Source organism: Microbulbifer maximicatervae (SeqCode) (assembly GCF_052467615.1).
In genome coordinates, this window is the sequence record NZ_CP174319.1 from 5047147 (window position 1) to 5073168 (window position 26022).

21 protein-coding genes are annotated in these 26022 nt (G+C 50.5%); 11 read left to right on the plus strand and 10 right to left on the minus strand.

The genetic code is table 11. From position 1 onward, the window contains the following. The first annotated feature begins 347 nt into the window (after positions 1–347). Positions 348–1592, plus strand: coding sequence for a DUF945 family protein (locus ACJJIM_RS22220; protein ID WP_444911996.1), 1245 nt, complete (start codon positions 348–350; stop codon positions 1590–1592). Between the two features lie 71 nt (positions 1593–1663). Here the strand turns inward: ACJJIM_RS22220 and ppc are convergent, their stop codons facing one another. Continuing rightward, complete coding sequence (gene ppc / locus ACJJIM_RS22225; protein WP_444911997.1) at positions 1664–4327, minus strand: phosphoenolpyruvate carboxylase; 2664 nt, start codon at positions 4325–4327, stop codon at positions 1664–1666. A gap of 322 nt (positions 4328–4649) precedes the next feature. Here ppc and ACJJIM_RS22230 point away from each other — a divergent pair, with 322 nt between their 5' ends. After that, positions 4650–6524, plus strand: coding sequence for an MFS transporter (locus tag ACJJIM_RS22230; protein ID WP_413664179.1), 1875 nt, complete (start codon positions 4650–4652; stop codon positions 6522–6524). Between the two features lie 1225 nt (positions 6525–7749). Beyond that, complete coding sequence (locus ACJJIM_RS22235; protein WP_444911998.1) at positions 7750–9057, plus strand: NAD(P)/FAD-dependent oxidoreductase; 1308 nt, start codon at positions 7750–7752, stop codon at positions 9055–9057. Between the two features lie 562 nt (positions 9058–9619). On the opposite strand, the gene ACJJIM_RS22240 is transcribed toward ACJJIM_RS22235, so the two are convergent. The 5 genes from ACJJIM_RS22240 to alaE form a co-directional block, all read right to left on the minus strand. Next, entirely contained in the window at positions 9620–10339 is a 720-nt protein-coding gene (locus ACJJIM_RS22240) for a cysteine hydrolase family protein (RefSeq protein WP_413664181.1), read from the minus strand. Positions 10340–10712: 373 nt separating this feature from the next. Further along, complete coding sequence (locus ACJJIM_RS22245; protein WP_413664182.1) at positions 10713–11066, minus strand: DUF4870 family protein; 354 nt, start codon at positions 11064–11066, stop codon at positions 10713–10715. Positions 11067–11234: 168 nt separating this feature from the next. Further along, on the minus strand, positions 11235–12608 hold the full coding sequence (locus tag ACJJIM_RS22250; protein WP_444911999.1) for a response regulator: 1374 nt from the start codon (positions 12606–12608) through the stop codon (positions 11235–11237). A 374-nt stretch (positions 12609–12982) separates the two neighbouring features. Next, entirely contained in the window at positions 12983–13684 is a 702-nt protein-coding gene (locus ACJJIM_RS22255; protein WP_444906557.1) for an aspartate/glutamate racemase family protein, read from the minus strand. Between the two features lie 40 nt (positions 13685–13724). Further along, complete coding sequence (gene alaE / locus ACJJIM_RS22260) at positions 13725–14222, minus strand: L-alanine exporter AlaE (protein WP_413664185.1); 498 nt, start codon at positions 14220–14222, stop codon at positions 13725–13727. A 242-nt stretch (positions 14223–14464) separates the two neighbouring features. Here alaE and ACJJIM_RS22265 point away from each other — a divergent pair, with 242 nt between their 5' ends. Together ACJJIM_RS22265 and ACJJIM_RS22270 are read left to right on the plus strand one after the other, a co-directional pair. Then, a complete protein-coding gene (locus ACJJIM_RS22265; protein WP_444906556.1) occupies positions 14465–15010 on the plus strand; it encodes a PadR family transcriptional regulator in 546 nt (181 codons plus the stop codon). A 96-nt stretch (positions 15011–15106) separates the two neighbouring features. Then, complete coding sequence (locus tag ACJJIM_RS22270) at positions 15107–15595, plus strand: DUF1203 domain-containing protein (RefSeq protein ID WP_444912000.1); 489 nt, start codon at positions 15107–15109, stop codon at positions 15593–15595. Between the two features lie 135 nt (positions 15596–15730). Here the strand turns inward: ACJJIM_RS22270 and ACJJIM_RS22275 are convergent, their stop codons facing one another. Together ACJJIM_RS22275 and ACJJIM_RS22280 are read right to left on the minus strand one after the other, a co-directional pair. Further along, complete coding sequence (locus tag ACJJIM_RS22275; protein ID WP_444906554.1) at positions 15731–16876, minus strand: beta-ketoacyl-ACP synthase III; 1146 nt, start codon at positions 16874–16876, stop codon at positions 15731–15733. 159 nt (positions 16877–17035) lie between these two features. Continuing rightward, a complete protein-coding gene (locus ACJJIM_RS22280; RefSeq protein ID WP_444912001.1) occupies positions 17036–17728 on the minus strand; it encodes a ComF family protein in 693 nt (230 codons plus the stop codon). Between the two features lie 180 nt (positions 17729–17908). On the opposite strand from ACJJIM_RS22280, the gene bioB reads away from it, so the two are divergent. Genes bioB through bioC form a run of 3 tightly spaced genes read left to right on the plus strand, consistent with a single transcriptional unit; the run spans position 17909 to position 21689 of the window. Continuing rightward, the gene (gene bioB / locus ACJJIM_RS22285; RefSeq protein WP_413665834.1) at positions 17909–18958 is read left to right on the plus strand and encodes a biotin synthase BioB; all 1050 of its coding nucleotides are present in this window, start codon (positions 17909–17911) and stop codon (positions 18956–18958) included. After that, on the plus strand, positions 18955–20148 hold the full coding sequence (gene bioF, locus ACJJIM_RS22290; RefSeq protein WP_444912002.1) for an 8-amino-7-oxononanoate synthase: 1194 nt from the start codon (positions 18955–18957) through the stop codon (positions 20146–20148). The genes bioB and bioF overlap by 4 nt, the downstream gene beginning before the upstream one ends. Beyond that, complete coding sequence (gene bioC / locus ACJJIM_RS22295) at positions 20145–21689, plus strand: malonyl-ACP O-methyltransferase BioC (RefSeq protein ID WP_444912003.1); 1545 nt, start codon at positions 20145–20147, stop codon at positions 21687–21689. Before bioF ends, bioC begins: the two co-directional genes overlap by 4 nt. A gap of 46 nt (positions 21690–21735) precedes the next feature. On the opposite strand, the gene ACJJIM_RS22300 is transcribed toward bioC, so the two are convergent. Then, positions 21736–22224, minus strand: coding sequence for a L,D-transpeptidase family protein (locus ACJJIM_RS22300; RefSeq protein ID WP_282934516.1), 489 nt, complete (start codon positions 22222–22224; stop codon positions 21736–21738). A gap of 232 nt (positions 22225–22456) precedes the next feature. On the opposite strand from ACJJIM_RS22300, the gene bioD reads away from it, so the two are divergent. Then, on the plus strand, positions 22457–23155 hold the full coding sequence (gene bioD, locus ACJJIM_RS22305; protein ID WP_413664193.1) for a dethiobiotin synthase: 699 nt from the start codon (positions 22457–22459) through the stop codon (positions 23153–23155). Between the two features lie 65 nt (positions 23156–23220). On the opposite strand, the gene ACJJIM_RS22310 is transcribed toward bioD, so the two are convergent. Beyond that, a complete protein-coding gene (locus ACJJIM_RS22310) occupies positions 23221–23820 on the minus strand; it encodes a 3'-5' exonuclease (protein ID WP_444912004.1) in 600 nt (199 codons plus the stop codon). A 212-nt stretch (positions 23821–24032) separates the two neighbouring features. Here ACJJIM_RS22310 and ACJJIM_RS22315 point away from each other — a divergent pair, with 212 nt between their 5' ends. Both ACJJIM_RS22315 and ACJJIM_RS22320 read left to right on the plus strand, forming a co-directional pair. Next, positions 24033–25064 (plus strand): amino acid--tRNA ligase-related protein, encoded by a 1032-nt coding sequence (locus ACJJIM_RS22315; protein WP_413664195.1) that lies wholly within the window; start codon positions 24033–24035, stop codon positions 25062–25064. Next, positions 25061–25951 carry a hypothetical protein gene (locus ACJJIM_RS22320; RefSeq protein ID WP_444912005.1) on the plus strand — a complete coding sequence of 297 codons (891 nt, stop codon included), beginning with the start codon at positions 25061–25063 and terminating at the stop codon, positions 25949–25951. Before ACJJIM_RS22315 ends, ACJJIM_RS22320 begins: the two co-directional genes overlap by 4 nt. The last annotated feature ends 71 nt before the right edge of the window (positions 25952–26022 follow it).

A 26022-nucleotide genomic window follows, 5' to 3' on the forward strand; every position in this document is an offset into this window, starting at 1 on the left:
AGGGTGGTTTAAAAAATTACATTGTTGTTTAAAACTGTCATCGAGCCATAAAATTACTCAGGCGTGCCACAGGAGATCAAGAGACTTGTGAGCTGATCTCTAGCGATAATGGTCAATTTCAATTTATGGCCGCTTACAACCCCCTCTTCTTAGGCTTGATCAGAGCTTTTGAAATATAGATTTACTAATTTACAAGCCGAGATTCTGCTCTTTAGAAATGGGTCGTAGGTCCTTATGCCGTGGTTGATGAATGTTCAGCACTCGTACCAAATAACGAGGCTCTTGTCGCACTAATAGCTGCATAATCTGATACCATCGGCGCAAACCCCTTCGCTAGATGATTTTTTATGAAACTACTGCGTTCACTTCTATTTATTGTGCTTGCCCTAATGGTGATATCTGCCCTGGCTGCGCCGGGTTTTATCGGCCCCAAAGTAGAGGAAATTTGGAAGCAGCAGTTGGGCCGCTTGCAGGGGGGGAATTCCACGGGTTACGAACGCGGATGGTTTGGTGCTGAAACCAATACTGAGGTGGCATTGCCGGATGGCACTACCCAGCTCAATACAGAGATCCATCATGGGCCGGTGTTGCTTACCTCTAAGGGGCCGCGCCTGGGTGTGGTTTATACCGAGACCCGGCTAGAGCTGGATCAACTACAGCCTGAATTGCGCGCTCAATTGGAGTCCATTTATGGCGCTTTACAGGCGAGTCCGGTAGTTCTGGAAACCCTGGTTACCGCCGACAACCGGGTGCTGAATACCCTGCGCTTAGACCCTTTCAAAAATACCGGCCCACTCGGGGAGCTGGAGTTTGACGGTGGGGAGATTGCCGTATCTACGGATTACAGCGGTGCTGTGCTGAACGGTGTCGTGGAGCTGGGAAGCTTGCGCCATATTCGTGAAGGTATCGAAGTACTGTTTACCGAGCCCCTTGAAGGCGAGTTTGAATATATGCCCGGCGAGGGCGGTAATGCGGAGCTGCGATTGTCGTTGCTGAGGGCAGAATCAGATTCCGGGCCGGTTCAATTGCGCGATGTTACCCTGGACCTGACCTTGGAAGAATTGGCGGCACAGACCCTGAAAATTATCAGTGACCTGAAGCTTCCCACGGTGGATTCGGCAACACCGATTACCTCTGTGCGCCAGCAGATGACCTTGCCGAGAATTAAGACTGCGGATCTGGGGCACTACCTGCGTGTATTGTTGCCGGCCCCTGAACGGAATTGGGCCCGTGAAATGAGTCGCCCGCTGCGCCTGGAGCAACAGCTGGCGATTCAATCTCGCAATGGCCCTGTGTTAGTAGATGCTGATATCGATTGGCGGGGTATGCGCAAATCCTCCCGCCGAGGTGCCAGTGAGATCGATCAGTGGCTCAAACCGCTGGTAGGTAGTATGACCGTTAGCGCTGCAGAGCAGGCGCTTTTGCAGTCCCCCCTGGTAGGGCAGGCAATGCTTCTGCGAGATTATGGTCTGCTGATCGAAGACAAGGGTGAGCTGCAAATGTATCTCAAGGTCAACCGAGGCCAGTTGGAGGTGAATGGAGAGCAGTTGCCGGCAGACTTGTTCGTGATGGCACTTACCGGCAGGTTTTGATTGCTTGGGGGCCTGCTATTGTGAAAAGAGCAGGCCTCAAATCCCTGTATCATCGCAGTTGCCGAGGTCTTTTAACCCGTATTGCGCATGCCCGCTGCAATCCCCGCGATAGTGACCATCAACGCACTTTCCAATACCGCATCACTTTCCCGTTCGCGCAAACGTGCCATCAGCTCGGCCTGCAATAGGTGCAAAGGGTCAGTGTAGGGATCGCGCACGCGGATGGACCAACGCATCACGGGATTGTTATCCAACAAGCTCTCCCGCCCGGTGAGCTGTTTTAGCGCCTCTACGGTGTGAGCCAGTCGCTCTCGCAAACTGACACCCAGTTGGATTAGGTCTGCATCCTGGGTGAGTCGTTCTTCGTACCAGGAGGCAACGCGGGGATCGGCCTTGGCCAGTACCATTTCTAGCATATCCACAACGCCTTGGAAAAAGGGCCATTGGCGGCTCATATCCCGCAAGATATCAGTTTCATCTGCGTGCTTGAGGGCATTCTCCAAGGCGGCGCCAGTGCCCAGCCAGGCCGGTAGCATCAGTCGTATCTGGGTCCAGGCAAACACCCACGGAATCGCCCGCAGTGATTCGACACCGCCACCGGGTTTACGCCTTGCCGGGCGGCTGCCCAGGGCCAGGCGGCTCAGCTCGGTTTCCGGGGTGACAGTGCGCAAGTAAGCCACCAGGGCTGGATCATCCTGCACGACTTCCCGATAGTTGCCGACGGAGACTTCCGTGAGCCGGTCCATCTCTGCGCGCCACTCCGAACGCGGCTCTGCCGGGGGCATCAGTGTCGCCTCCAGAGTTGCGGCGACATACTGCTCCAGGTTGTAGGCGGCTACAGAGGGACGGCCGTATTTGAAGCGAATCATTTCTCCCTGTTCGGTAACGCGAATACGCCCGGCTATTGATCCCGGTGGTTGCGACAGCAGGGCCATACGAGTAGGCGAGCCGCCCCGGGATATGGAGCCGCCCCGGCCGTGAAACAGAGTTAGGGGGATACCGTGGTTGCGGAATATTCCGGTGAGAGCTTCCTGTGTGCGGTACTGGGCCCAGGCGGCGCCCAGGAAGCCAGCGTCCTTGGCGGAGTCCGAGTAGCCGATCATCACTTCCTGGCCATCTAGGACACGCTGCTTGTAGAGGGGGATATTCAGCAGGGTACTCATAGTGGTAGCTGCACCATCGAGATCGTCGAGGGTTTCAAACAGGGGAACCACTCGCATTGGCACCTGCACCCCGGCAATTTTTTGCAGCAGCATTACTGCGAGAACATCGGAAGGTGTGGTTGCCATTGAGATAACGTAGGCACCTAATCCCTCGGGACCCTGTTCGGCAATGACCTTGCAGGTCTGTAAGACCTCGCTTACCTCTTCGTCACAAAAGTCACTGCGGTAAAAGCTTTCGTCCACCAGTGGGCGGCGGCTGTCTAGCTCGGACACCAGGAACTCCTGTTTCTCCTCTTCACTCCAACTGCTGTAATTGCCCATACCCAGATAGCGGGTAATGGCATCCAGGGTGTCAGCGTGGCGGGTGGATTCCTGTCGTATATCCAAGCGCAATAAAGTGATGCCGAAGCAGTTGAGTCGCCTCAGGGTATCTTTAAGTTGGCCATCGGCGATGGCTGAGAGGCCCACAGCGCGCAGGGAGCGGTCGATCAGTCGCAGCTCGTCGGCCAGCTGCTCGCTGCTGCTAAACGCGAGGCCGGAAGGCTCTGCGCGTCGACCAATGCGGGCCTCCATTTTTTCCCGGGTTATTTTGAGACGGTCGCGAACCTGGCGCAGCACCAGGCGATAGGGCTCGTGGCTGGGCCCAGTGCGCTGTAAAAGTTCTTCGCTGGCGCGATGCATGGACAAATCTGCGAGCAGGTTTTCCACATCGCGCAGATAGAGGTCGGCGGCCATCCAGCGGGCTAGGTGCAGGACTTCCCGGGTGACGCTCGCGGTGACATTGGGGTTGCCGTCCCGGTCTCCCCCCATCCAAGAGGCAAAGTGGATGGGAACCCAATCCACCGGTAATGGGGGCAGCTTGGCCAGGGCCAATTCACTGTCTATTTCCCGCATACTTCTGGGAAGTGCCTGCCACAGGGATTGTTCAATGGTGGCAAAGCCCCACCTGGCTTCATCAACTGGGGTGGGCCTGGAGCGGCGGATCTCGTCTGTGCTCCAGGCAGAAAGGATCTGCTCTTGTAGGTGGCGACGTAAATCCTGGGATTCTTCTGGGGTCAGGTCGGGCCTGTCCAGTGTGTTGAGCAGGTCTGCGACTCGATCGTATTTGCGAATTAGGGTACGGCGTGTCACTTCGGTGGGATGAGCGGTTAGGACCAGTTCTACGGATAGCTCTTTAAGTGTTCCGTGGATTTCCTCGGGAGACTTACCCGCTTTGCTTAACTCTGCCAGTACCTGTCGCAGGCCGCGGTCTGTATCGGGATCTCCGGGAAAGCGCTGGTGCTGGCGGTGCAGTCTCTCGCGGTGGCGCTGTTCGGCAATATTGGCCAGGTTTAGAAATTGGCTGAATGCCCGGGCAACTTCCAATAGGGTCGCATCATCCAGGGGGTCGAGTAGCTCTCGCAAGTGGTCGGCCTGCATAGCCCCTTTGCTGCGGCTTTCAACGGCCGCCTGACGAATATTTTCAACGGTATCAAATAGTGGCTCGCCAACTTGGTTTCGTAATACTGCGCCGAGTTCTTCACCCAGCAGGCGTACATCTTCCCGCAAGGGGGCATTCTGGTCCTGGTTCACGAATCTATTTCTCCCTGTTAACAACGCGGTGAAAGTCAATCGGATAGGCATATTCGCACACTTTGCGCTGAAGCATGCAATGTTGCAGCTGCAACTTTTGGCGGAAAAATAACGGGAAATATCGGTGCGTTAATGTCCAGCCAGATTGTGGCGGTTTTAAAGTGTCAACATTTCGGACAGTTTACTGAATTCGCTATATTCAGGTACAGATTCGGATTTCAGCCGATAGATCCATAGCTGCATAGGCATCATTGGATCTTTAAGCAGCAATCTATAGCGCCACAGCCACCATGCGGAGCATTGCCCACAAGAGCGATAAGTAATGGCTCAAAACCAGTTTAAGCTGCTCGGTACGCGGCGTTTTCTACCGCTGTTTGTAACCCAGGTTCTTGCAGTTTTCAGTCGTAATATGTACAAGAATGGGTTAATAGTTCTACTCGCATTCCGTATGGCTGAAGAAGAAGCTAACACGCTGATCAATATTGCCTTTAGCCTGATGATTCTGCCCTACTTCCTCTTTTCCTCCTTGGCAGGCCAAATCTCCGATAAGTTCGATAAAAGTAAGCTCATCAGAATCTACAAATTGGCCGAAATAGGCATAGGTATCGTGGGTATTATTGCTATGTTTACCCAGCATTATGCCCTGAGCATGGTGGTCTTTTTCTGCTATGGCACTTCCTCTACACTTTTCAGTGCGGCAAAATTTTCCCTGATACCCCAGCAATTAAATAGAAGTGAGCTACTCGCTGGCAATGCGTTAATCCAAATGGGGTCTTTTATTGGTACCCTGACCGGAACAATTGTCGGTACTATATTGGTCGGATTCACCCATCCCGGCCAACACGGATTGACATTTATCGCGGTCATTTTGGTATTCATGGCCGTCATTGGTTTTCTGGCAAGTTGTGCAATTCCTAAGGCCCCGCCTTCATCTCCGAAACTGCACATCAATTGGAACCCGGTGGCACACGTCGTGCGTGTCATGTACTTGGCATGGCAGACACCTCCAGTGTTTTACTCCATTTTCGCTATTTCCTGGTTCTGGCTGACAATCACCGCATTCCTTGCGCAGATTCCCAACTTTACCCGCGATACTCTTGGTGGAAATGAAGATGTTATCACTTTGTTGTTGAGCAGCCTCACTGTGGGCACTGCCTTGGGGTCGTTGCTGTGCAACTGGCTATCCCGAGGTCGTATCGAATCGGGTTTAGTGCCATTGGGTGCTATTGGCATCACTTGCGCTGGATTGGCGCTGGGTCTCCAATCCAATAGTTTTCATACACTTCCCAACGCAAACCTGACTCAATTTTTTAATCATCATGGTTCCTATTGGATCCTTCTCAATATGGCGCTCCTTGGTATTTTTGGCGGTATTTTTACTGTTCCTTTGTACGCAATGATCCAAGACCGCTCAAGTGTAAAGATCCGCTCGCAGATTATCGCGATCAGCAATATGGTCAATGCACTGTTTATGGTGGCCGCTACTCTCGTGAGTATCACTTTCCTGGATATCCTAAAGATCTCTATCCCCACATATTTCATCATTATCGCTTTACTAAACCTGATTGTGGTCGCCCTGATTTTTGCCAAGCTACCAGAGTTCATCATGCGCGGGCTGCTATTGCTGCCTGCACGAATCCTCTATCGGGTCAGCCTAAAAGGATTGGATCAAATCCCCAGAGAGGGACCCGCCCTCATTATCAGTAACCACATCAGTTTTCTAGATCCAGTAATATTAGCGGACACCATCGAGCGTTATGTGCGCTTTATCGCACACCCTAAAATCTATAAATCCCGCTTACTGCGATGTATATTGCATATGAGCGATGCTATTCCCATAGGTTTGGATCTCGATGATCCAAACAGCCGTGAACGCACTTACAAAACCATAGTGGAAAGTTTTGAAAATGGGGAATTACTCTGTATTTTTCCTGAGGGAAAAATCAGCGAAGATGGCGAGTTGCAGCCATTTCTGAAAGACCTTGAGGAAATTTTAAAGCGCAAGTCTGTTCCGGTTATTCCCATTGCCTTACATGGAGCCGGTTCCCAAGCCGAGAATTCAGTGCAGCAGTTTAAAAAGAAAAGAAAACGACGCTTATTTCCCGAAGTTCTTGTTATCGCAGGGCAACCGGTAGAAAGTATTAATACAGATTCGGAAAGCCTACAAAAACAAATGCGAGATCTTAAGGAAAATTAATAAGGAAGGAACGATAGGAACGATAGAAACGAGAATGCGTACAGAGGCTTAGTTATTCTTAGCTCAGAAAATCAATAATTCCTTTATATTACCTGAAGCCAAGTTGTATATTTAACTGACTCATACTCACAGTAGGAAGCTACGCGCGCTCCTTCTATAGCATTCTCATGAGAGAAAGTGCTTTCTAGAGTTCGCCAATTTTCTATGTCTCGATCACTCTCATCACGGTGAAGCCACTTATAAAACTCCTGGGGTGAATCGCTCAAATATCTACATAGGTACCTGACACCAATTCCCTACGGATTAAGGGCTGCCCACGCGAATCTTTCAGAAATACTTCCCACTTTTTAGGGAAGCTTCCTCCTTCTATAATTTCTTAACCTATTTTCTTAACCTATTTTCTTAAACATTTTATCTCATTATCATCATTTTGAGATTGAGATTGAGATTGAGATTGAGATTGAGATTGAGATTGAGATTGAGATTGAGATTGAGATTGAGATTGAGATTGAGATTGAGATTGAGATTGAGATTTCGCTGTCTTTGTCATACTTATTCTACGGCTGGGCCTCTCGACCAATTTGCCTTCTCTACTTTCAGTTGATTAATGAGAACTACCACTCTAACTTTGAAATCCTTTGAGTATTCGATATACATGTTCTTCACTCTGTATTTTCACCATTTTTTTCCTACCCTATCCAAAAGGTTGGCGTCTACTCAATAGAGATAGATTTCCCACGCCCACGCCATAGCGTTGTAAATGTGGGCTACTAATCCGTTGCCGGGCGCGTACCTGTATCGCGGCTTTTGTATAAAACCTGCGAGAATGGCAATCCCTGCGACATTGGGCCCTGTTCATAGATCCATAGGACTGTGGTGGCCTGTTCGTTGCAGAGGCGGCAGACAAAGTGGAGCCCTGTGTGTGCGCACTACCGTAGAGAGTTGCAGCCAAGCCTCTATCATTGATGTGATCAGTAGCAATGAGAAGCCACACCCAAAGGTAAACCTGCGTAGAAATGGCTAATGACGGCAGTTACTTACCCGCGATAACGAAGCGGAACACAGCCAAGTGTGATAATCCCGTACTAGCCTAAATTACTTTATCGCCGTTAATTCTGAGTTTTATGACGTCAAAATTGACGCCGACAAGCACCTATATATAACAAGAGTTATAAAAAGATTAGTGAGTCAACTTTTTAAGTAATAAACAGGATGACCAACCTTCATGAAAAAGATTGTGATCATCGGTGGCGGAGCCAGCGGCCTTCATTTAGCAACTCGACTTGGACGCCATTTCAATTCTACTCGGATGTTTGGGCTTAAGCGTAAGGCCCCATCTGCTCAGATCACTTTAGTCGATAAGAATCGCACCCATATCTGGAAGCCCCTAATCTATCAGGTGGCCACTGGCACATTAGATACCAGCATGGATGCTCTTAACTACCAAATTCACGCCAGCTCTAATGGCTATGAATTCCAGCTCGGCTCACTACAATCCCTCGACAGGAAGCGCCAGATTTTGACCCTAGGGGCGGTGCTGAATGACAAAGGCTGCGAACTAATACCTCCGCGCGAGCTAGAGTACGACTATCTAGTGATCTGCGTTGGCAGCATAAGCGATGACTCCAATACACAAGGAGTGCGCGAGCACTGCATTCCTCTCGACAGCATTGAGCAGGCACACAAATTTCACAAGCAACTGCTCGATTACTTTTTATGCCTAGAAACACACCCCGATAGAACATTACAAATTGCCATTATCGGCGGTGGCTGTACTGGGGTGGAACTTTCTGCGGAGCTGATGGCTGCTAGTAGACAGGTTAGTCAATATGGGCGTATCCGAACCGGTGCCATTGACATTACATTAGTCGAGGCCGAGCCTCAGTTACTACCGGGATTACCGGCAAGATTAGGCAACAGCGCCGCGCGAGAACTATCTAAAATGGGGGTTCGTATACTTACCAACTGCCATATTAAGACTGCAAGTGCCAACAGCCTCACTACCGATGACGGCAAAGAGATCCCCGCAGCAATTCGAGCCTGGGTCACCAGGGTTAAGGCACCGGAGTTCCTCACTCAGTTGGATGGTCTCTTCACCAACCAACTCAACCAGATAGAGGTGAAAACCACCCTGCAAAGCAAAAATGACCCCCATGTCTTTGCTATAGGGGATTGTGCCAGCTGCATCGACGGTAACAAACGGCGTGTACCATCACGCGCACTCGCCGCACAACAGATGGCCAAGCTCTGTTCCACCAACCTGATCGCCCTGATAGAAAAAAAATCCCTGGGGCACTTCTATTACCGGGATCGTGGTTCGCTGGTTTCTCTTAGTACAAACACTGCTGTAGGAAACTTAAGGGGGTCTTTTGTAAGAAGAAACCTTACTCTTGAGGGCCGTATTGCCAGTTTGGCCTACCACTCCCTTTACCAAATGCACTTGGCGGCAATCCACGGCTGGCCCAAGGCCATACTGCTCTATTTACTTAGTCAAGCCAATCGAGCATTGAATCCCGGTCTTAAAATGCACTGATAAGGATAAATAAAAAACTATCACGACAAAAAGATGACTACACACCGAAGTCGCCCTGTTTAAGGTTAATCCTCACCGGGGGGCACTGAAGTAGTGACAATGCATAGGATACTGAGGCGCGAGCAGGGCAAAAGGTCTTCAGGGATCGGGGAGTTGGCTTATTAGTAATATCGACAGGAAGACAACCTCCCCATGAAAAAAATTATGATTTCTTTCTCCATACACAACTGCTTTACCTCACGTCGCAGGTATTGGTTCCTACAGCCTCTGCAGTCCTAGAAAATGAATATCCTTGCTCAGAGACTAGAACTCAGCCCCCTTTCTTGAATTCCAGCTTGAATTTCCTTCGTGTACTTTTTGTTTTCATACTTAACCTCGCTTGACAGTTTTACTATCTTAGCGAGATACCCGGAAGGGCCGAACCTTATTTTCCTCAGGGTCTACCCAAGGGCCGGCCTGTTTTACAGCCTAAAACTGCGCGAAATTTTTAGGATATGGCAAGCTATTCGAAATAGTTTAGACAGAAAACTAAATTCAAGATAAACCAACTCTAAAATATTGTTTATGGAGAGCCATGTGATACCCCCACAAAATACAAAATCTTGTGGTCAGCGATATAACCATAACCATCTTTAAATATTGAAAGTGCATGCTTAGCAAGCTCACAATTGGCACTCCAAACAGCATCTTCAAAAACATACGTCTTGAAGCGAAATGAAGCACTTTGTGCAGTAGCCAGGACACATATGTGTGTTTCCACACCGACAATAAAAACTGTATCAACCCCTAAACTTAGTAATTCCTCTTCCAGGGAGGTACCAACAAAGCCGTTATAAACATGCTTTTCAACTACAATTACCCCCTCTTCTGCCATCTGCCAAATAGGCTCTATAATTTCCGCACCCCAAGTACCTAACTTACACGGATAGTAACACCTACCTCTATTTTCCTCGCCACGAAGAAAAGAATTAAGATATTTATGATCTGGCTTAATAACTGTCTTTAACAGAAGAATAGGAATCTCTCTCTCTTTGGCAACCCTCATACATAAAATAATATTATTAACTACCTTTTTCAGATCATCACCTTTGCGGATGATCCGCGGACTCCAATCTCTACTTGGTGACGGAGTTTCAAGCTCAATATTGCTGGAACCCTGTCGCCTACGGTCGTAATAGCCCCCCGCGCAACAAAAATCGTTTTGCATGTCGACAACAACCAGAGCCGCGCTGATATTCGTTGACAGATAATTTACCACATTGTCATCTCCATCATCAGCCATACTCAAGTCTTAGTTGTTGGGGTTATCGATGAGACAAAACTGTTATAGCAGCCCCACAGCAGTACTATCTTGTAATTCTTAAATCGTAACACTTCGGAAGGCTTTATCCAGCTATAGCCCCGTAGTCACTATACCGTTCATAAATACTGGCAACTTTTCTACATCTTAGACCTAGATCTAAGTCGTTGAAAGTTGTGTCCATGAGACGTTAGGCAATACCTGCCCATAATTCCTACCCATTTCATCTCTTAAAACTGTCCGAAGTATTGAAGTGTGAAAGTGGATTAAATATTCGAAGTGGGGAATTTATTTAAATAACTCAGAATTTTACAAGGGCCCACAATCACTCGGGCCCCAAATTGAAGGCTTACTTTTAATAGGTCGGACGTCTGTCTACCAGCATCAGCCAGCCGCGAATAACCCGATAGATTACCCACACCCAGTTAATTGCCAGAATCAGATAGCCCAGCCCCAGTACCCAAATGGTTAGGGAGCCAACAATGGTCCACAGCAGCCAAAACCAGAAGGTGCGAATCTGCCAGCGGAAATGGGACTCGGCCAGGGTTCCGCGAACATCGCTGCGCTTAAAGTAGTTGATTAATACCCCGATAAAAAATGGTACTGCGGTAAATAAGCTGATCGCCTGGATCAGGTAAACCATGATGGCCAGGTCGCGCCCGCTTTGTTCTCGGGCTTCGTGGCTGCGTTCGGGATACTGCTCTGACATAACTTGTTCTCTCTACTATTCACTCCAATATAGTGTGGTGCAAATAGTGCATTTCAACTTAGCTGCGCTGGGATGTGTTATTTGCGCGGTGGACTGCAGACGCCTCTTCCGCCCCATTGTTTCCCAGTAAGAGTACTGTGACTCGAAATCGGGCCACAGTAGGGTGGTTTATTTTAATGCCCACTCAGTGTGAACATTGCGCTCGCGCCAGGCCTTTAGTTGGCGCACAGATTCGCGCATAAGCTGTAACAGCTCTGTGCGCTGTTGGCGACAGTGTTCTCTTTCACTATCGATAGAGAGGTTTGCGGCCAGGGTACGTAAGCGAGAAGCTATTGTTTCGAGGCCGACCTCAATAGCTGAGCGAGCCAGTCTTTGTGCCTGCTGTTCTGCATCAAGCCAGTGGCGTCCAGTAATAGCGCTGGTTAATGACGTTATTTGTTTTGGCAGGGTGGCGGTACGCTCGCTGAGTAATTCGGCAAACGTATGGTGGTCCAATGTATCCCGCAGGCGAAATAGGGTATTGGTATTAAGGAGTCGAGTGGGCTTTGCTCCCTGGGGGCCTGCAATGCCCTGGCTTCGGCGAACAGCCCAGCTCAATAATTGCATCAGCTGTCGGTCGCCGATCGGGTGGGTCAATACCCCGGTAAAGCCTCTGGCCTGGTAGCGCTCCTTATCGCCAGAGCTGGCATTTTGTAACAGGGCAAAAATAGGTAGTTCAGCACCTCTCTCCCTACGGATTTCCCGCACTGCTTCAACGCCATCCATCAACGGAAGATGGGTATCTGCCAAAATAAGATCGAAGTTTTTTTGCAGTGCAGCGCTGCTCCCATCGATCCCATTGCACTCCCGCTGTACGTTATGGCCCATGGTTTCCAGGGTGGGTTGAAGGGAGTCATGCTTACTGTTTTCAACGAGTAAAACAGAGAGCCGTTTGCCGGGCGCACGATGGCTTTCAGTGGGGAGTTTTAATTCTACTGTCTCAACATTACCGCACTGATGTAAGTTCTCCAGGGATTTAAGGGCGCTGTTTAATTGTCTTTTCCCGATTTCTACCAGGGCGCGCGTATTGTTGTCTTCGCTGCGAGCTAATAAATTCAAAGTGCCGAGAAGTGTATCCAGGGGATGCTGTAAATGGTGCCGGGTTATGGTGAGGAGATCAGATTTTTCCTGGCGCAATTGTTCAAGCTCACTAAGGGCATCAGCAAGTTGTTTTTCCAGTGCGACAAATTCGCTGTTACGACTGTGTACCTGTTGGAAAAGATTGCTATTTTCCTTGCTCAAATTTTTAAGCCGAGCATTGGTATCGAGGGTTAATTGGCGTAATTTAACTTGCCTATTTATTGCAAACGCACAAATTAGCAGTACAAGTACAGCGGGTATTCCCACCCAAAAGAGCGGGACCTGACTTTTTAGTGTGGTAATAACATCGGCCTGTGCAGTACTCGATAAAAATACCGAACCCGAGACCAATAGGCCGAGGCATATGGCACGCAAGAATACGTGACGAGAGGGAATTCCCCCAGACAAAGTGGTTTCTATCATCCTTGTAACCAACGTTATTTAAATTGGACTAAATCCTGCAGTCCAAAAAGGTTTTAATACGACTTGTTGTAATGGATACCCAGGCACATCGGAGATTTTTGATACTGCAATAAGCCCGCTTTTGGTACAAGAAAAATTTTCCTTCTGCTGTGGGGGGAGCAGAGGCGCTTCAGTGAACGTACCAATAGAGAAGTAGCCTGCCAGCCCCGTCTGTTCAGCCCTTGGATCGGGTAGCCGGGTTGTTGGCAGGGAGTTAATCCACAGATTGCATCTGATTACATAGAGGGATCTAGCAGCAATTTACTAGGTTGGATGGGTAGTTTAGCGACAGCTCCAGAACAAATTGCGCGGGAGCTGCCGTGAGGAAATAGTATTCAGGCGGCTTGGGGAATGCGCTCTTGCAGCAATTGCAACATACGCTCTGAGGGAAGGAAAAGGCGAATGCCATCGCAGTGTGCGAGCAATTCCCGATAAAAATAATCGAAATGGGTGCAGCCCAAAATCAGGATCTGTACGCCGCTTTTCACCAATGCCGCGACCAAGTCATCAAGGGCATGTTGGCGAACAATCATTTCTGCGGCGAGGCCGTCCTCGATATCTTCCACAATTTGCAAGTTGCCAATACCGATGACTTTGGCGGTTGTATTGCGCTCGAGTATTTCCCGCTCGATATTGGCGCAGCTCTGGCAGTTGGCGGCCAACAGTCCAAAGTTGCGATAGCGCTGGGTAAGCTCAGCGTAGACCTCGAGAGGGGATACCACCTCAATGGGGGAGGCAGCTTTTACCACCGTCATATCCACAGCACCGGAAAGAGAGTTGCAGTAGATCATGGCCGCTTCTGCACCGGCCTGGTACAGCTGCTCAATGGCTTCGATCAATTGTTGGGTAAGGGCGTCGCGCTCCAGCGCCTGCAATTGAGTCTGGGCCTGGGGAGACGAGGATAGGGACAGGCCCACGCCACGAAGTTGGCGCGCGGCGAGGAAGTCCAACCCGAAGCGGGTATCTGTGGGGGTGCCGGCGACCACGCCAACGGTCATGGAACTGTTTTCAATGGCGTTATCGGTCAACACAGTCATGTTCCTCTCTCGTAATGCCTAATCGAGTATCGGTGACCCCTCAGGCAGCGCGTTTGCTCCACAGGGGGACAAGCGTATTAATCCATACTCGGCGCACCCAGTCGAGATAAATTCCGTAGGGGCGGCCAAGAGCTCCCGCGATGAGCATAAAAGTAATACTGGCGGTGGCAATTTCGTCCCAGCTGGCCCCACCGAGGCGCATATTGGCCATATATAGCGGGAACTGGAAGCTGAGGAATACAAAGGTGTCTACCAGGTAGGCATTGATAAAGCCGCCACCCCCAAAACGGTTCACAATCCAGTTGCGATACATACTGAATGGGCGGGCGATAAGGGTATTGAATACCAGGGCCATCAGGCGAACTTTCAGGTGTTCGTTCCAACTCATACCCGCCAGAACCAGCTCGATGGGGATCGCTACAGCCCAAGAGAAGCTATTCATGGCGAAGATGTCCAGCATAAAGTCCCAGCGGCGCGCACCAGAAGCCTTTTCATCTGGGGCATCTGGACTGGATGGGGATAGTGCGGGCGCGGACATTGGGCAAACAACCTCGTAGACAGTGGTCGCCTAAACGACTTTGGCGACAAGCCGGCGATTATATCTCCAATTTGCATAAAAGCTAGCCTTACATCTCGACTGTTAGTTTCTGTCGATACATTTGTCCTATTTTTTAATGTTTTATTAATCTAATTATCTTGTTATGAAAACCCGGCAGCTGGTCATAAATGGCTGGCTCCGGTTAATATGCAACTCTTTGCATAAGATGAGTTGGAGTTTTCATGTCTCTGCGCTTTGCCGTTCTCACCTTGCTGGATATTGAGCCCGGCAGTGGATATGACCTTAAGCGGCGCTTTGAGCGCAGCGTCTCCCACTTCTGGAGTGCCAGCCATCAGCAGATGTATCGCGAGCTGCACAAGTTACATGAGGAGGGCCTGCTGGACTGTGAGGAGCAGGCCCAAGAAGGCAAGCCGGACAAGAAGGTCTATAGCCTCACGGATCTAGGCCGCGCCGAGCTGCGTGACTGGGTCATTCAGCCCAGTGCGCCGCAGAAGATTCGCGAGCCTTTTCTGGTGCGTATGTTCGCCGGTCACAACCTGAGCAAGGATGAAATGCGAGATGCTCTGGAGGGCCAACTGCGCCAACATCGCAGCTCTCTGGAAAGTTACCAGGAGCAAAATGAGCGCGTATTAAAGAGTGATACAGCGCTCCAGGAGCGCTACTGGTTGGCACATCAAACCCTGCTTTTGGGTATTGAGGCGGAAAAGACCTGGATCAGTTGGGCGGAAGGTCTGTTGAGTGAGCTTGAAGAGTCCGCAAAAAAATAACTGCTACTCACTTGGAATGACGCGCCCGAATCTGGCCAGCGATGCTGTTTGGTGTTCAGTAACCTCGTTCTTTTAGCAAGTGGGGTGACCTTAGCCATGACTTTTACCGTAACACCTATCCGCGAAGATTTTTTAGAAAAGGTTCGTCAAGCAGGTCTAGATGATCTAGGGCAGCCGGTACGGCAGCTGAGCGCCCAGGGCGGTGAGCCATGTCGTGATGTGCGGCGGCGCGCACGGCCCGGGGAGAAAATCCTCCTGGCCAGCTACTGCCCTTTCTCTTTTGCCGGTCCTTATCGGGAGTACGGGCCTGTATTTGTACTGGCGCAGCCACAGCCGGAACAAAACTTCAGAGTACAGAACAGCTTCCCCCCGCTAAATAATAATGCGGAAGATTATTTCAAGAATGGTGTGCCACTAGTGCTTCGCGCCTATAGCGCTGAAGAGCATATCGTGTCTGCGAAATTGGTGGGCCCTGAACAAATAAAAACAGAAGTGAGTGAATATTTTATGCAGGATCAGATTGATTTCGCTCTGCTGCGCTTCGCTGCTTATGGTTGCTATGCGCTGCGGCTGGATCGCGCATAGTTTTAATAGATATTTGTGAAGGCCAGGTCGCCGGTTAATAAAATCCTGGTGTCAGTGGTAGTGAGAACCACCGGTCTTTTTGGTGGTTGTTTCGGAGTTCAGTATTTATTCCCGAACTCCGAAAATATTTCAAAATTAAATGGAGATTTTTTCCAATACCAAGCTGCCAATAGAATAGCCTGCACCAAAGGAACAGATAATTCCCCGGTCACCGACCTGCAAGTCATCGCTGTGCAAATTAAATGCGATAACTGAGCCGGCACTTGCCGTGTTGGCGTAGCGGTCCAGAACGATGGGCGCGCGTTCAACGCTTGCATTGTCACCCATTAGCTTCTTGGCGATCAGGTTGTTCATATTGATATTGGCCTGATGGAGCCAGTAGCGGCGCACGCTGTGAGGATCGGTGTCTGTCTCTTGCAGGTGGGCCTCAATATGGGACGCCGCCATGGGGCAAACTTCTTTAAATACCTTTCGCCCATTCTGGCGGAACAACTTACCGGGGCCAAAAGGGTCCACATCGGCGGCGCGAGCGGTGTAGCCAAAGTTCGAACGGATATTGTTGGAGAAAACGGTTTTCGCTTTGGTGCCGAGAATTTCCCAGGCGCTTTCGACAGTACAGGTTTCTCTGCGCTCGATAATGCTGGCTACGGCTACATCGCCAAAGATAAAGTGGCTGTCTCGGTCGGTGTAATCCACTTGTGGTGAGGCCAGCTCGGCATTGATGACCAGTACAGTTTTGGCTGAGCCTGAGCAGATCGCATCCACCGCACGCTGAAGTGAGAAGGTGGCTGAGGAGCAGGCCACTTCCATATCAAAGGCAAAACCATCGATACCCAGTGCACCTTGGATTTCAATAGCAATAGCGGGGTAGGCGCGCTGCATATAGGAGGCACCGACAATGACCAAATCAATGTCAGACGCCTGCTTATCGGCTTTCTCCAGAGCTAGTCTGGCGGCCTTTAAGCCCATTTCGGCTTGTACACTCAGCTCGTCATCTGCGCGCTCGGGAATAAGGGGGCGCATGCGCTTCGGATCAAGGATGCCATCGCGGGTCACCACATAGCGGCTCTTGATGCCTGAGGCCTTCTCGATAAATTCTGCAGAAGAGAAAGGTTTTGCCGCGCACTCACCGGCCTCAATCTCTTGAGCATGCTCAAGATTGTACTGCTCGGCATGGGTGTTATAGGCATCTACCAACTCTTCATTGCTAATAGATTCCGGTGGGGTCCACAGGCCTGTGCCGCTGATGACAATGCCCCGTGGCAACTTGTATTCACTCATCGCTGAATTCCTGGCCCGCGACAACAGAAATGCGGGCAATTTAGTCGCTGTTAGAACCTTAGCAGTGCTGGCAGGTGAGGGACTGAGGCGCCAGAACGGCAAGGTAAGCTATTGTGACGTCGGGGTGACTATGGGTCTATTTGTAGTCGCGCCGAACAGTCATGGCGTTCTGGCCAAAACGAAGGCGCTGACCTGTTTTGCCCCGGCTGTGAGTAGCTGGCGAGTGATGATTTCTAGGGTCGCTCCCGTGGTTACAACATCGTCTACCAGGCCGATATGGGCACCCGATATTCCTCCACGCACGGCAAAGCTGTCAGACAGGTTTTTCAGCCGTTGGTTGCGGCTGAGTTGAGACTGGGTTTTGGTGGAAGTTGTTTTGCGCAGTAGTTGCAGATCTACTGGCAGGCACCAGTTTTGCCCCAGACCACTGGCAATAAGTTGAGCCTGGTTGTAACCGCGTTGCCAATAGCGACGCCAGTGCAGAGGAACCGGGGTAAGTATGTCAGGCATATCCTCTGGAAGCCCCAATTGGCGGGCTGCTAGCTGTATAAGGCTGTGTCCGGCGGCCAGGTCCCGGTGGTATTTGAAATGTTGGATTAAGTGGTTGATCGGGTAAGCGTATTGCCAGGCAGCACTGATCTTCTTTAAGGCGGGTGGCCTCTGTAAACAGGCCGCGCAAATATTATCTTTTGCCGCCGCCAAGGGTAGGGCGCAGTAGCGGCAGCCGCGGCCTAGCGCCGGTAGTTCCTGGGTGCAGGCAGAACAGATTCCAACCTCTCCCGATACTCCGCCGCACAGCAGGCAGCGGGCCAGACTTTGGGCAAGTTTTCTACTGAAAAGCTTGTAAACCATATCGTCTCTTCCGAGTTGACAGCGGTTTGGCCGTGGCTAAACTGGCCAGTCTGGTGGATTGAACGGCAGAGGCTGAATTAGAGCCCGCTGATCGATTCCACTAGAGCCTGCTAACAGGCTGTGAGTATCCGATTTTAATAAGCAACAGAGAGAGTACGCCCTGTGACTGCCGCCCAGCAAATGCCCGCCGCAGAGATCCGCCACGACTGGACCCGCCAGCAGGTACTGGACCTCTTCGCCATGCCGTTTAGCGACTTGATGTTTACCGCGCAGCAAGTGCACAGAGCTTATTTTGACGCCAATCGGGTACAGGTCAGTACCCTTTGCTCTATCAAGACCGGTGCTTGCCCTGAGGACTGTGCCTACTGTCCCCAAAGTGCCCGCTATGACACCGGGCTGGAGCGGGAAAAACTGATGAAGGTTGAAAAGGTGTTGCAGGAGGCAAGGGCAGCTAAGGCCGGCGGTGCTACCCGCTTCTGCATGGGGGCCGCCTGGCGCTCCCCCAAGAAAAAAGACATGCCTTACGTGACCCAGATGGTACGTGAAGTAAAGGCGCTGGGTATGGAAACCTGTATGACCCTGGGCATGTTAAATGATGATCAGGCCCAGGAGTTGGCGGATGCAGGCCTCGATTACTACAACCACAATTTGGATACTTCGCCGGAATATTACGGTGAGATTATTACCACTCGCACTTACCAGGATCGCCTGGAAACCTTGGGGCGAGTGCGCTCAGCGGGAATGAAGGTCTGTGCTGGTGGCATTGTGGGAATGGGTGAAGGCGATAAAGATCGCGCCGGGTTATTGATGCAATTGGCGAACCTGCCGGAGCACCCCGAATCAGTGCCCATCAATATGCTGGTAAAAGTCGCAGGTACCCCGCTGGAAGAACAAAAGGACCTGGATCCCTTCGAGTTTATTCGCTGCATTGCTGTGGCTCGTATCATGATGCCGAAATCCCATGTGCGCCTATCCGCCGGTCGCGAGCAGATGAGCGATGAGATGCAGGCAATGGCTTTCCTCGCCGGCGCCAACTCTATTTTCTACGGTGAAAAACTGCTGACGACCGCGAACCCGGAAGCTAACGAAGATATGCAGTTGTTCAGTCGCCTGGGTATTAAGCCAGAAGAGTATCAGCAGTACGCCGATGAGGCTGAGGTGGAAGCGGAATTGAACGCGCAGATCACCGAACAGCAAAATGATGCCTTCTTCTACGACGCGGCCAAATGACCCTGAATGAAGTCCTGCAACAGCGCCTCGCCGAGCGCCGCCAGCAGAATCTGTACCGGGAACTAAAAACCCTCGATCGCGCACCCGGGCCGCGAGCCCGGGTCGATGGGCGGGAGCTACTGGTATTTAGCAGTAACGACTACCTAGGGCTTGCCAGCCGCGAGGAAGTCATCGCAGCACAGAAGGCGGGAGCAGAGTGTGGTGCAGGCGCCACAGCCTCTCACCTGGTTAATGGTCACCTGGATATTCATCACCGCTTGCAGCAGTGCATCGCCGAATTAAGTGGGCGAGAAGCGGCGCTGATATTCTCGAGTGGCTACATGGCGAATATCGGCACTATTTGTGCCCTGTTGGGGCGAGCCGACAATATTGTTTCGGACAGGCTTAATCACGCCTCACTGATTGACGGTGCCCGCTTGAGTGGCGCCAACAGTCTGCGCTTTGCCCATAACGATCTCGCTGGCCTTGAACGCCAATTGCAGCGCGCTACTAGCCGGGGTGGCGCTACTTTAGTAGCGGTGGATGGCGTTTACAGCATGGATGGTGATTTGGCCCCTCTGGCTGAGATTGCCACTCTGTGTAAGCAATACAACGCCTGGTTAATGGTTGATGAGGCCCACGGCTTTGGCGTAATGGGTAGTGAAGCATACCCGCTGGCGGGCAGCTGTGCCCTGGCGGGGCTGACCCAGGAACAAGCCCCGGTTGTGATGGGTACCTTGGGTAAAGCGGTTGGCAATGCCGGTGCCTTTATTGCGGGCTCCCGGGCACTGATAGATTTCCTCACCCAGTTTGCGCGGCCCTATATCTATACCACCGGAATGACGCCAGCAGTGGCTGCCGGTGCCTTGGCTGCTATCGAATTGATTCGCGATGAGCCTCAGTTGCAAGGGCGCTTGCGGGTAAATATCGCTTATTTCCGCCGCAGGGCACTACAGCTCGGTCTACCTCTTCAGGCGTCAGCCAGTGCGATACAGCCGCTGGTGTTGGGCTGTGAAAACACTGTGATGGCGGTTGCCAGAGAATTGCAGGAGCGCGGGTTCCTGGTGGGTGCCATTCGCCCGCCTACAGTGCCGCTGGGCACTGCACGCTTGCGCATTACCCTGAGCGCGGCTCACCGGGCCGAGGATATTGATGAGCTACTAGGCGCACTGCAGCAGATTTTGCAGGGCGCAGGGGTACTGGATAAGTGACACGGGTTGAACACTTGGTTTTCCTGCACGGGTGGGGCGGGAGTGCAGATCTTTGGCAGCCGCTTATAGAATCCCTGGCGCGTCGTACAGAATTGCAACTCCACTGTATTGAGTTACCTGGATTTGCTACACAAGGTGCTGAAGACTGGCCCCCACTAGAAGCTTTGCTGCAGAAGCTTTACCAGCAACTTCCCCCTAGCTGTGTCCTGGTTGGCCACTCCCTCGGCGGTATGCTGGCCGTTCGCCTGGCTTCTATAGCGAAGCAGGACAAAGTTCTGGGTTTAGTGACCATAGCTGCCAATGCCTGCTTTGTGGAACGAGACGGCTGGCCAGGCATGGCCGAGAGCACTTTCAAGGCATTTTTCGATGCTTTTACATCATCTCCGGAGAGTACCTGGGAGCGTTTTTGCTCACTACAGGCGCGGGGTGATAGCTCCATGCGCTCTTTGCTTAAGGACCTTAAGGCACAAAAACCACAAATAAATAGTGATGCCTGGCGGGGAGCATTGTGCTGCTTGGCAGAGCTGGATAATCGCCAATACCTGGAACATCTGTCCGTGCCGGCACTGCACCTGTTTGGTGACAGGGATGCCCTGGTTCCCATTGAAGCTGCTCGGTCCATTGAGGCGTGTGGGGGCACCGTCAAAGTCATACCCGAGACGGGCCATTTACCCCATTGCACCAAAGCTGACATCGTCGCTGAATATCTATTCGAGCTTCTCGAGTCTATTGGAAATCCCCCGGCTGATCCGTTTGATAAGGCTGCGGTAGCTCGCTCTTTTACCCGGGCAGCACAGGGCTACGATGATTGCGCCCATCTGCAGCGGGCAGTCTGCCGGCAACTGTTGGCCCAAGCCGATGACAGCTGTGCACCCCGTATGATCCTCGATTTGGGCAGTGGCACCGGATTCGGTACTGAACTGTTGCGGCGGCATTTTCCTCAGTCGCAAATTATTGCCCTGGATCTGGCGGAGGGGATGCTGAAGTTTGCCCGGACGCAAAGACCCGAAGCTGATGGTTACATTGTGGCCGATGCCGAACAGTTACCCCTGGCGGCGGGTAGTATTGATTTGGTGTTTTCAAGTATGGCGCTGCAATGGTGCTACCGCCTGCCGCAATTGTTTGCTGAGTTGCAGCGAATACTGGCCCCTGAAGGGCGGTGCCTGGTTGCCACCCTTGGCCCTAAAACCCTGGTGGAATTGAAACAGAGTTGGGCTCAAGTGGATGGGGGTGTACATGTCAATCAGTTCCTGCCCGCCGAGCAATGGCGTGAAGCGGCACTGCACAGTGACCTCAGCGGATTGGTTACGGATGAATTGCGCCTACTGCACTTTGATAGCCTGCGGCAGTTGATGCGGGAGCTTAAGGGAGTGGGTGCACACAATATTAACCGGGCGGCGGATAAAGGTATGACAGGTCGTCGCAAACTGCAGCACTTGTCCGTAGCCTATGAAAATAAGCGGGAAGAGCGAGGATTGCCGGTAACTTACGAGGTGATCTATATGAATCTCACCGCTTGCAGGGCAAAAAAATCCGGCTGACCTGCGCCTATCGCAACGCAGGGAGCCGGGTGCAAGATTGAAGAGATCAGGGGTAGATGTCGATAGGGATTGGCGTCTTCACCAGAGCCCAGATTTCGTCCATTTCACGATTGGAGGCCACGGCGATACAGCCATCGGTCCAGTTGGTGCGGCGCAGGTGCCTTTCCATGTAGGACCACTGGGGCTTGATACCGTGGATCATAATGTCACCGCCGGGACTGACCCCCATTTTGGCTGCCCGTGCACGGTCCTGCTTGTTGGGATAGGACACGTGGATTGAACGGTAAAAGCGGCTGTTGGGATTCTTCCAGTCCAGTGTGTAGCGGCCTTCAGGGGTGCGCTCGTCCCCCTGGCGAACTTTGTGTCCCCTGGGGTTATCCCCAAAAGACACGGTATAGCTTTTCACGACACGGCCGTCCCGTATCAGCTGCATGAGTTTCTTGGACTTATAAACTACGACGTGGTCAACGGGATCAACTTTCGCTGAAGCAAAGATTGGCACCAGCAGGAGCAGGGCAAAGGTCAGGTATCGCATGGTCTTTAAGCAGTTCGGGTAGTTGTCGGTTATTTCGCAATGACACCGCATCCCTGCTGTCTGTCCCCTTTAAGAGGGGGTTATTGTGTGAGCGCAACCCCGTGCCTTCTTATCGATGTACGGCTTGATCTGTTCAAAATTTGCGCTACCGGGTTAATTTATCACCATCTGAGTGGCGTGAAAAGTCACGTTATGAAAAAAGTTAACTTTAATTGGAGGAGGGGGTTAGGCCTTGGCAAAAACCTATTTTATCGCCGGTACTGACACCGAGGTCGGCAAGACATATGTGAGCGCCGCACTGCTATCGGCAGCGGCGGAGGCAGGCTTGCAAACGGCGGCAGTGAAGCCTGTGGCATCTGGATGTGAGCACACGGATGATGGCCTGCGCAATGAAGATGCCCTTTTGCTCCAGGAAGCGATGACTCTGAAGCTGCCTTACCAGCAAGTAAACCCCTTTGCCCTGGAGCCCGCTATTGCTCCGCATATAGCGGCCGCAGAGGTGGGTAAGCAGTTAAATGTTGCGCGGATGGCTGGCGTCTGTCGGGGAGTGATGTCTGCAGGGGCCGACCTGGTTTTGATCGAAGGTGCTGGTGGCTGGCGCACCCCGTTGGGTCCAAGAAGCTTTCTGTCCCAGTTGCCCCGGGAACTAAACCTACCGGTCATACTCGTGGTGGGAATGCAACTTGGCTGTATCAACCATGCATTACTCACGGTAGAGGCAATCCGCCGTGATGGGCTTCCGTTAGTGGGTTGGGTAGCCAACTTTGTACGTGGTGAGGGTATGGCTCGCGCAGAGGAGAATCTGCATACCCTTAAGGCTCTACTGCCGGCTCCTCTTCTAGGATCCCTTCCATTCGATAGCGCCGCGAACTATCGCAATGCTGCCCAGTACCTGGATATCGATGGGTTAATTGCCCAAGCCGATCACTGATGGGGCGGTAGGGTAAGGAGAAGACGCAGAATGCTGTTCTTACAAGGTGATATTACTAGGCCTGATTATATCTGATTTAAAAAACTAGTTCGCAGGGCGATATCATTTTCCAGAAGTTGGGCGATATTTCGTGTGTCATCGATACCGGAATGCTGTCGCCCTTTAAATTTAAGCCCCGATAGTTGAATAGCCTTGGCTAGGTCGACGCGGTATCCTTTATTGTCAGCGAATATTTGCTTCACATTAATGTGAGGCAGGTATTGTAAGGGGTTTGCTATTTCCTTTCCGCCTGTTTCCATGTGCAATTGCCATGCATCAAAATTTCCCCAGCTGCCCCATGCGGCTAATTCATAGTTGGAAAGCCAATCTTTGAATTTATCCAGTACCCCGGGTAACAACGAGGCCTTATCAACCTGCTCCTGAGTAATACCCGTTAACTCGGTACAAAATAGTGTCAATTCTCTGTGAATAGTGGGTTTTACGTAAAGCTGCCTTTCATCTAATTGAACAAAAGCTTTTTGTGTCAAACTTCCCACTATCGCACCCAACTCTATGGTTTCGGCTTCCTCTGGAGGGATGGGCGGCTCGTTATCACAAGTACATTCGAGATCAACCAAAAGAATGTAAGTTTGATTTTTCATCTTTAATTGAGAAACTTTTTGCAAGAATATTCATGGCAATGTTTAATTTATAGTCTATGTAGTTATTCTGATAAAACTGTCGTGATTTTTTCTAATTTTTCATTATTTCCTTACTCGGCTATTGCAGTTATTGAATTTTTAAAGGGGGAGCTAAAACACGCAGCAAAAATTTGTATCACCCGGCAGTAAAAAGTAGATGGATATATTCTTATGGGGATATCTCTCTGATTGGGGTTGTGAAATTGACTACGAATGGGCATACAAATGGCTGGCAACCACCGATTCTTGAAGATCCCAGCAGATATTTGAAACTCGCAAATAATCCTTGGTTTAACTTACTGGTAGATTTACAAGACATACTTACTCGAGAGACAGCTGTGTTTTGGTGGAACCAGGGGATTGGCACCGTTCACTTACCTGTTACGACTGGCAGTATTTCAAGTCCAGTTGGGCTGGGAAGTGACTCAATTCCTGTATGTATTCAATTAAATGGTCAGGAAACATATTTAGCCGACTCCATGCAGTTTCAGCTTGAGTTGTGTTGTCGAATGAAGCCCCGAGGCGCTTATTATCTAATGCCGTCATTTCGTGGGGAGGACTGGGACGCTACACATCTCTGCCAGTTTATGCACAGCGAGGTAGAAATTAGTGGGGACTTGGCTGAGGCTATGTCTTTGGCTGAAGGGTATATCCGCGCGCTCAGCAAAGCGATGCTTAGGGAGCAAGCTGAGTCGATTACACGAGCAGCCGGCAGTCTAAGTCACTTAGAGTCAGTGGCAAACGGAGATTTAACTTTTAATTCTGTTACTTTTGATGAGGCTGCCAAGCTTCTTCAGGACAAGCCTGAGTTTATCGATAAAACTGATTACGGGCGAAATCTTACTAGAGCGGGAGAACGAGAGCTTATCAGAACTATTGGCCCCTTTGTTTGGGTTACCAAGTGGGATCATGGGGTTGTTCCCTTTTATCAAGCCATGGATAAAAATGGCTATAGCGCATTAAATAGTGATCTCTTATTTGGGTGTGGCGAAGTGGTCGGTTGTGGCGAAAGACATGTTGACGATTTGGCTGTTCTCACAGCTATGAAGGTGCATGGGGTAAATCCAGAATCCTATAAGTGGTATACGAATATGAAGCGGGTTTATCCATTGAGAACTGCTGGGTTTGGCATGGGTGTTGAACGATTTTTAATGTGGGTGCTCCAACACGATGATATTCGGGATCTCCAGATATTGCCTCGCAGAAACGGATTTGAATTGTCACCATGAGTTCTTCCGATAGGGACCCTTCAAGTTACAATATTTCTAAGCAGGTAAGAATAAGCTCATTGGGATTACCTGAAGATAAATTGCCTCAGCACTTACGCCCCATATTTTCATTTATCAACTCATGGGCAAATGGACAAGATGCACCAGTGACTATAACTATTGGTGGAAGCATCGCATCTGGCGAAGCCGATGCTTTTAGTGATTTGGATGTCACGGCAGTCTATATGTCGACTAATCCACTCAATAGGGCCAGAGCTGAATTTGAGCAGATGTTCACACAGCATTTTAATATTTGCGTGACATTCTCTGCTGTGCATGCGGGAATTCCAAGTTTACTTGTTTTCTACACTCGAAAAGATGACTGGATTGTAAAGTTAGATATAAGCTTTTTGTATTGTGCAGATCCACCTTGCTGTATCCCAGAACCATTCATCGTCTTGCGTAAAGATATTCCTATCAGCCAAAACACCATGTCTGGTGCGAAATCAATGTCAGTGCAGGAGATTATCCCGCGCTACTGTGGCTGGCTTTGGTATACATTTGCAAAAATTAAAAGAGGTGAAAATTTGGCGGCTTGTGACTCTCTCGCCTTTACACGTAAACATGCCATTATTCCACTTATTCAACAGGCTACAGGTGTTAAATTACAAGGGGATCGGCGATTAGAGCAGCGATTGCCGACCGACTGGGTAGAACAACTTCATAACACTCACCCTCGTACTTTGAAGTCTGAGGATCTTTATTTGAGTCAAGCTAGTCTTCATCAAATTTTCCTGCGAGCGGTTAATGAAATAGGAAAGTCTGATTTGTTACTAGAGGGGCAAAAATATAATCAGCTTGTTGATGTGTTACGACGGCAGGGGCTAACCATTGACTGGCCTAAATAATGATGCAGTGTCGGTAAACTTTGGACGCTCTGGGCATAAGCCCAGAGAAACAATGTTTGAAATGAAAAGTT

What these genes read in the sequence shown, in the direction of transcription:
- ACJJIM_RS22265 (WP_444906556.1), top strand. Translation starts at nt 14,465, where the DNA reads ATGTCTCTGCGCTTTGCCGTTCTCACCTTGCTGGATATTGAGCCCGGC.
- alaE (WP_413664185.1), bottom strand. Translation starts at nt 14,222, where the DNA reads ATGTCCGCGCCCGCACTATCCCCATCCAGTCCAGATGCCCCAGATGAA.
- ACJJIM_RS22320 (WP_444912005.1), top strand. Translation starts at nt 25,061, where the DNA reads ATGAGTTCTTCCGATAGGGACCCTTCAAGTTACAATATTTCTAAGCAG.
- bioB (WP_413665834.1), top strand. Translation starts at nt 17,909, where the DNA reads ATGCCCGCCGCAGAGATCCGCCACGACTGGACCCGCCAGCAGGTACTG.
- ACJJIM_RS22250 (WP_444911999.1), bottom strand. Translation starts at nt 12,608, where the DNA reads ATGATAGAAACCACTTTGTCTGGGGGAATTCCCTCTCGTCACGTATTC.
- bioF (WP_444912002.1), top strand. Translation starts at nt 18,955, where the DNA reads ATGACCCTGAATGAAGTCCTGCAACAGCGCCTCGCCGAGCGCCGCCAG.
- ACJJIM_RS22255 (WP_444906557.1), bottom strand. Translation starts at nt 13,684, where the DNA reads ATGACTGTGTTGACCGATAACGCCATTGAAAACAGTTCCATGACCGTT.
- ACJJIM_RS22240 (WP_413664181.1), bottom strand. Translation starts at nt 10,339, where the DNA reads ATGGCTGATGATGGAGATGACAATGTGGTAAATTATCTGTCAACGAAT.
- ACJJIM_RS22300 (WP_282934516.1), bottom strand. Translation starts at nt 22,224, where the DNA reads ATGCGATACCTGACCTTTGCCCTGCTCCTGCTGGTGCCAATCTTTGCT.
- ACJJIM_RS22270 (WP_444912000.1), top strand. Translation starts at nt 15,107, where the DNA reads ATGACTTTTACCGTAACACCTATCCGCGAAGATTTTTTAGAAAAGGTT.
- ACJJIM_RS22220 (WP_444911996.1), top strand. Translation starts at nt 348, where the DNA reads ATGAAACTACTGCGTTCACTTCTATTTATTGTGCTTGCCCTAATGGTG.
- ACJJIM_RS22245 (WP_413664182.1), bottom strand. Translation starts at nt 11,066, where the DNA reads ATGTCAGAGCAGTATCCCGAACGCAGCCACGAAGCCCGAGAACAAAGC.
- ACJJIM_RS22275 (WP_444906554.1), bottom strand. Translation starts at nt 16,876, where the DNA reads ATGAGTGAATACAAGTTGCCACGGGGCATTGTCATCAGCGGCACAGGC.
- ACJJIM_RS22230 (WP_413664179.1), top strand. Translation starts at nt 4,650, where the DNA reads ATGGCTCAAAACCAGTTTAAGCTGCTCGGTACGCGGCGTTTTCTACCG.
- ACJJIM_RS22280 (WP_444912001.1), bottom strand. Translation starts at nt 17,728, where the DNA reads ATGGTTTACAAGCTTTTCAGTAGAAAACTTGCCCAAAGTCTGGCCCGC.
- ACJJIM_RS22235 (WP_444911998.1), top strand. Translation starts at nt 7,750, where the DNA reads ATGAAAAAGATTGTGATCATCGGTGGCGGAGCCAGCGGCCTTCATTTA.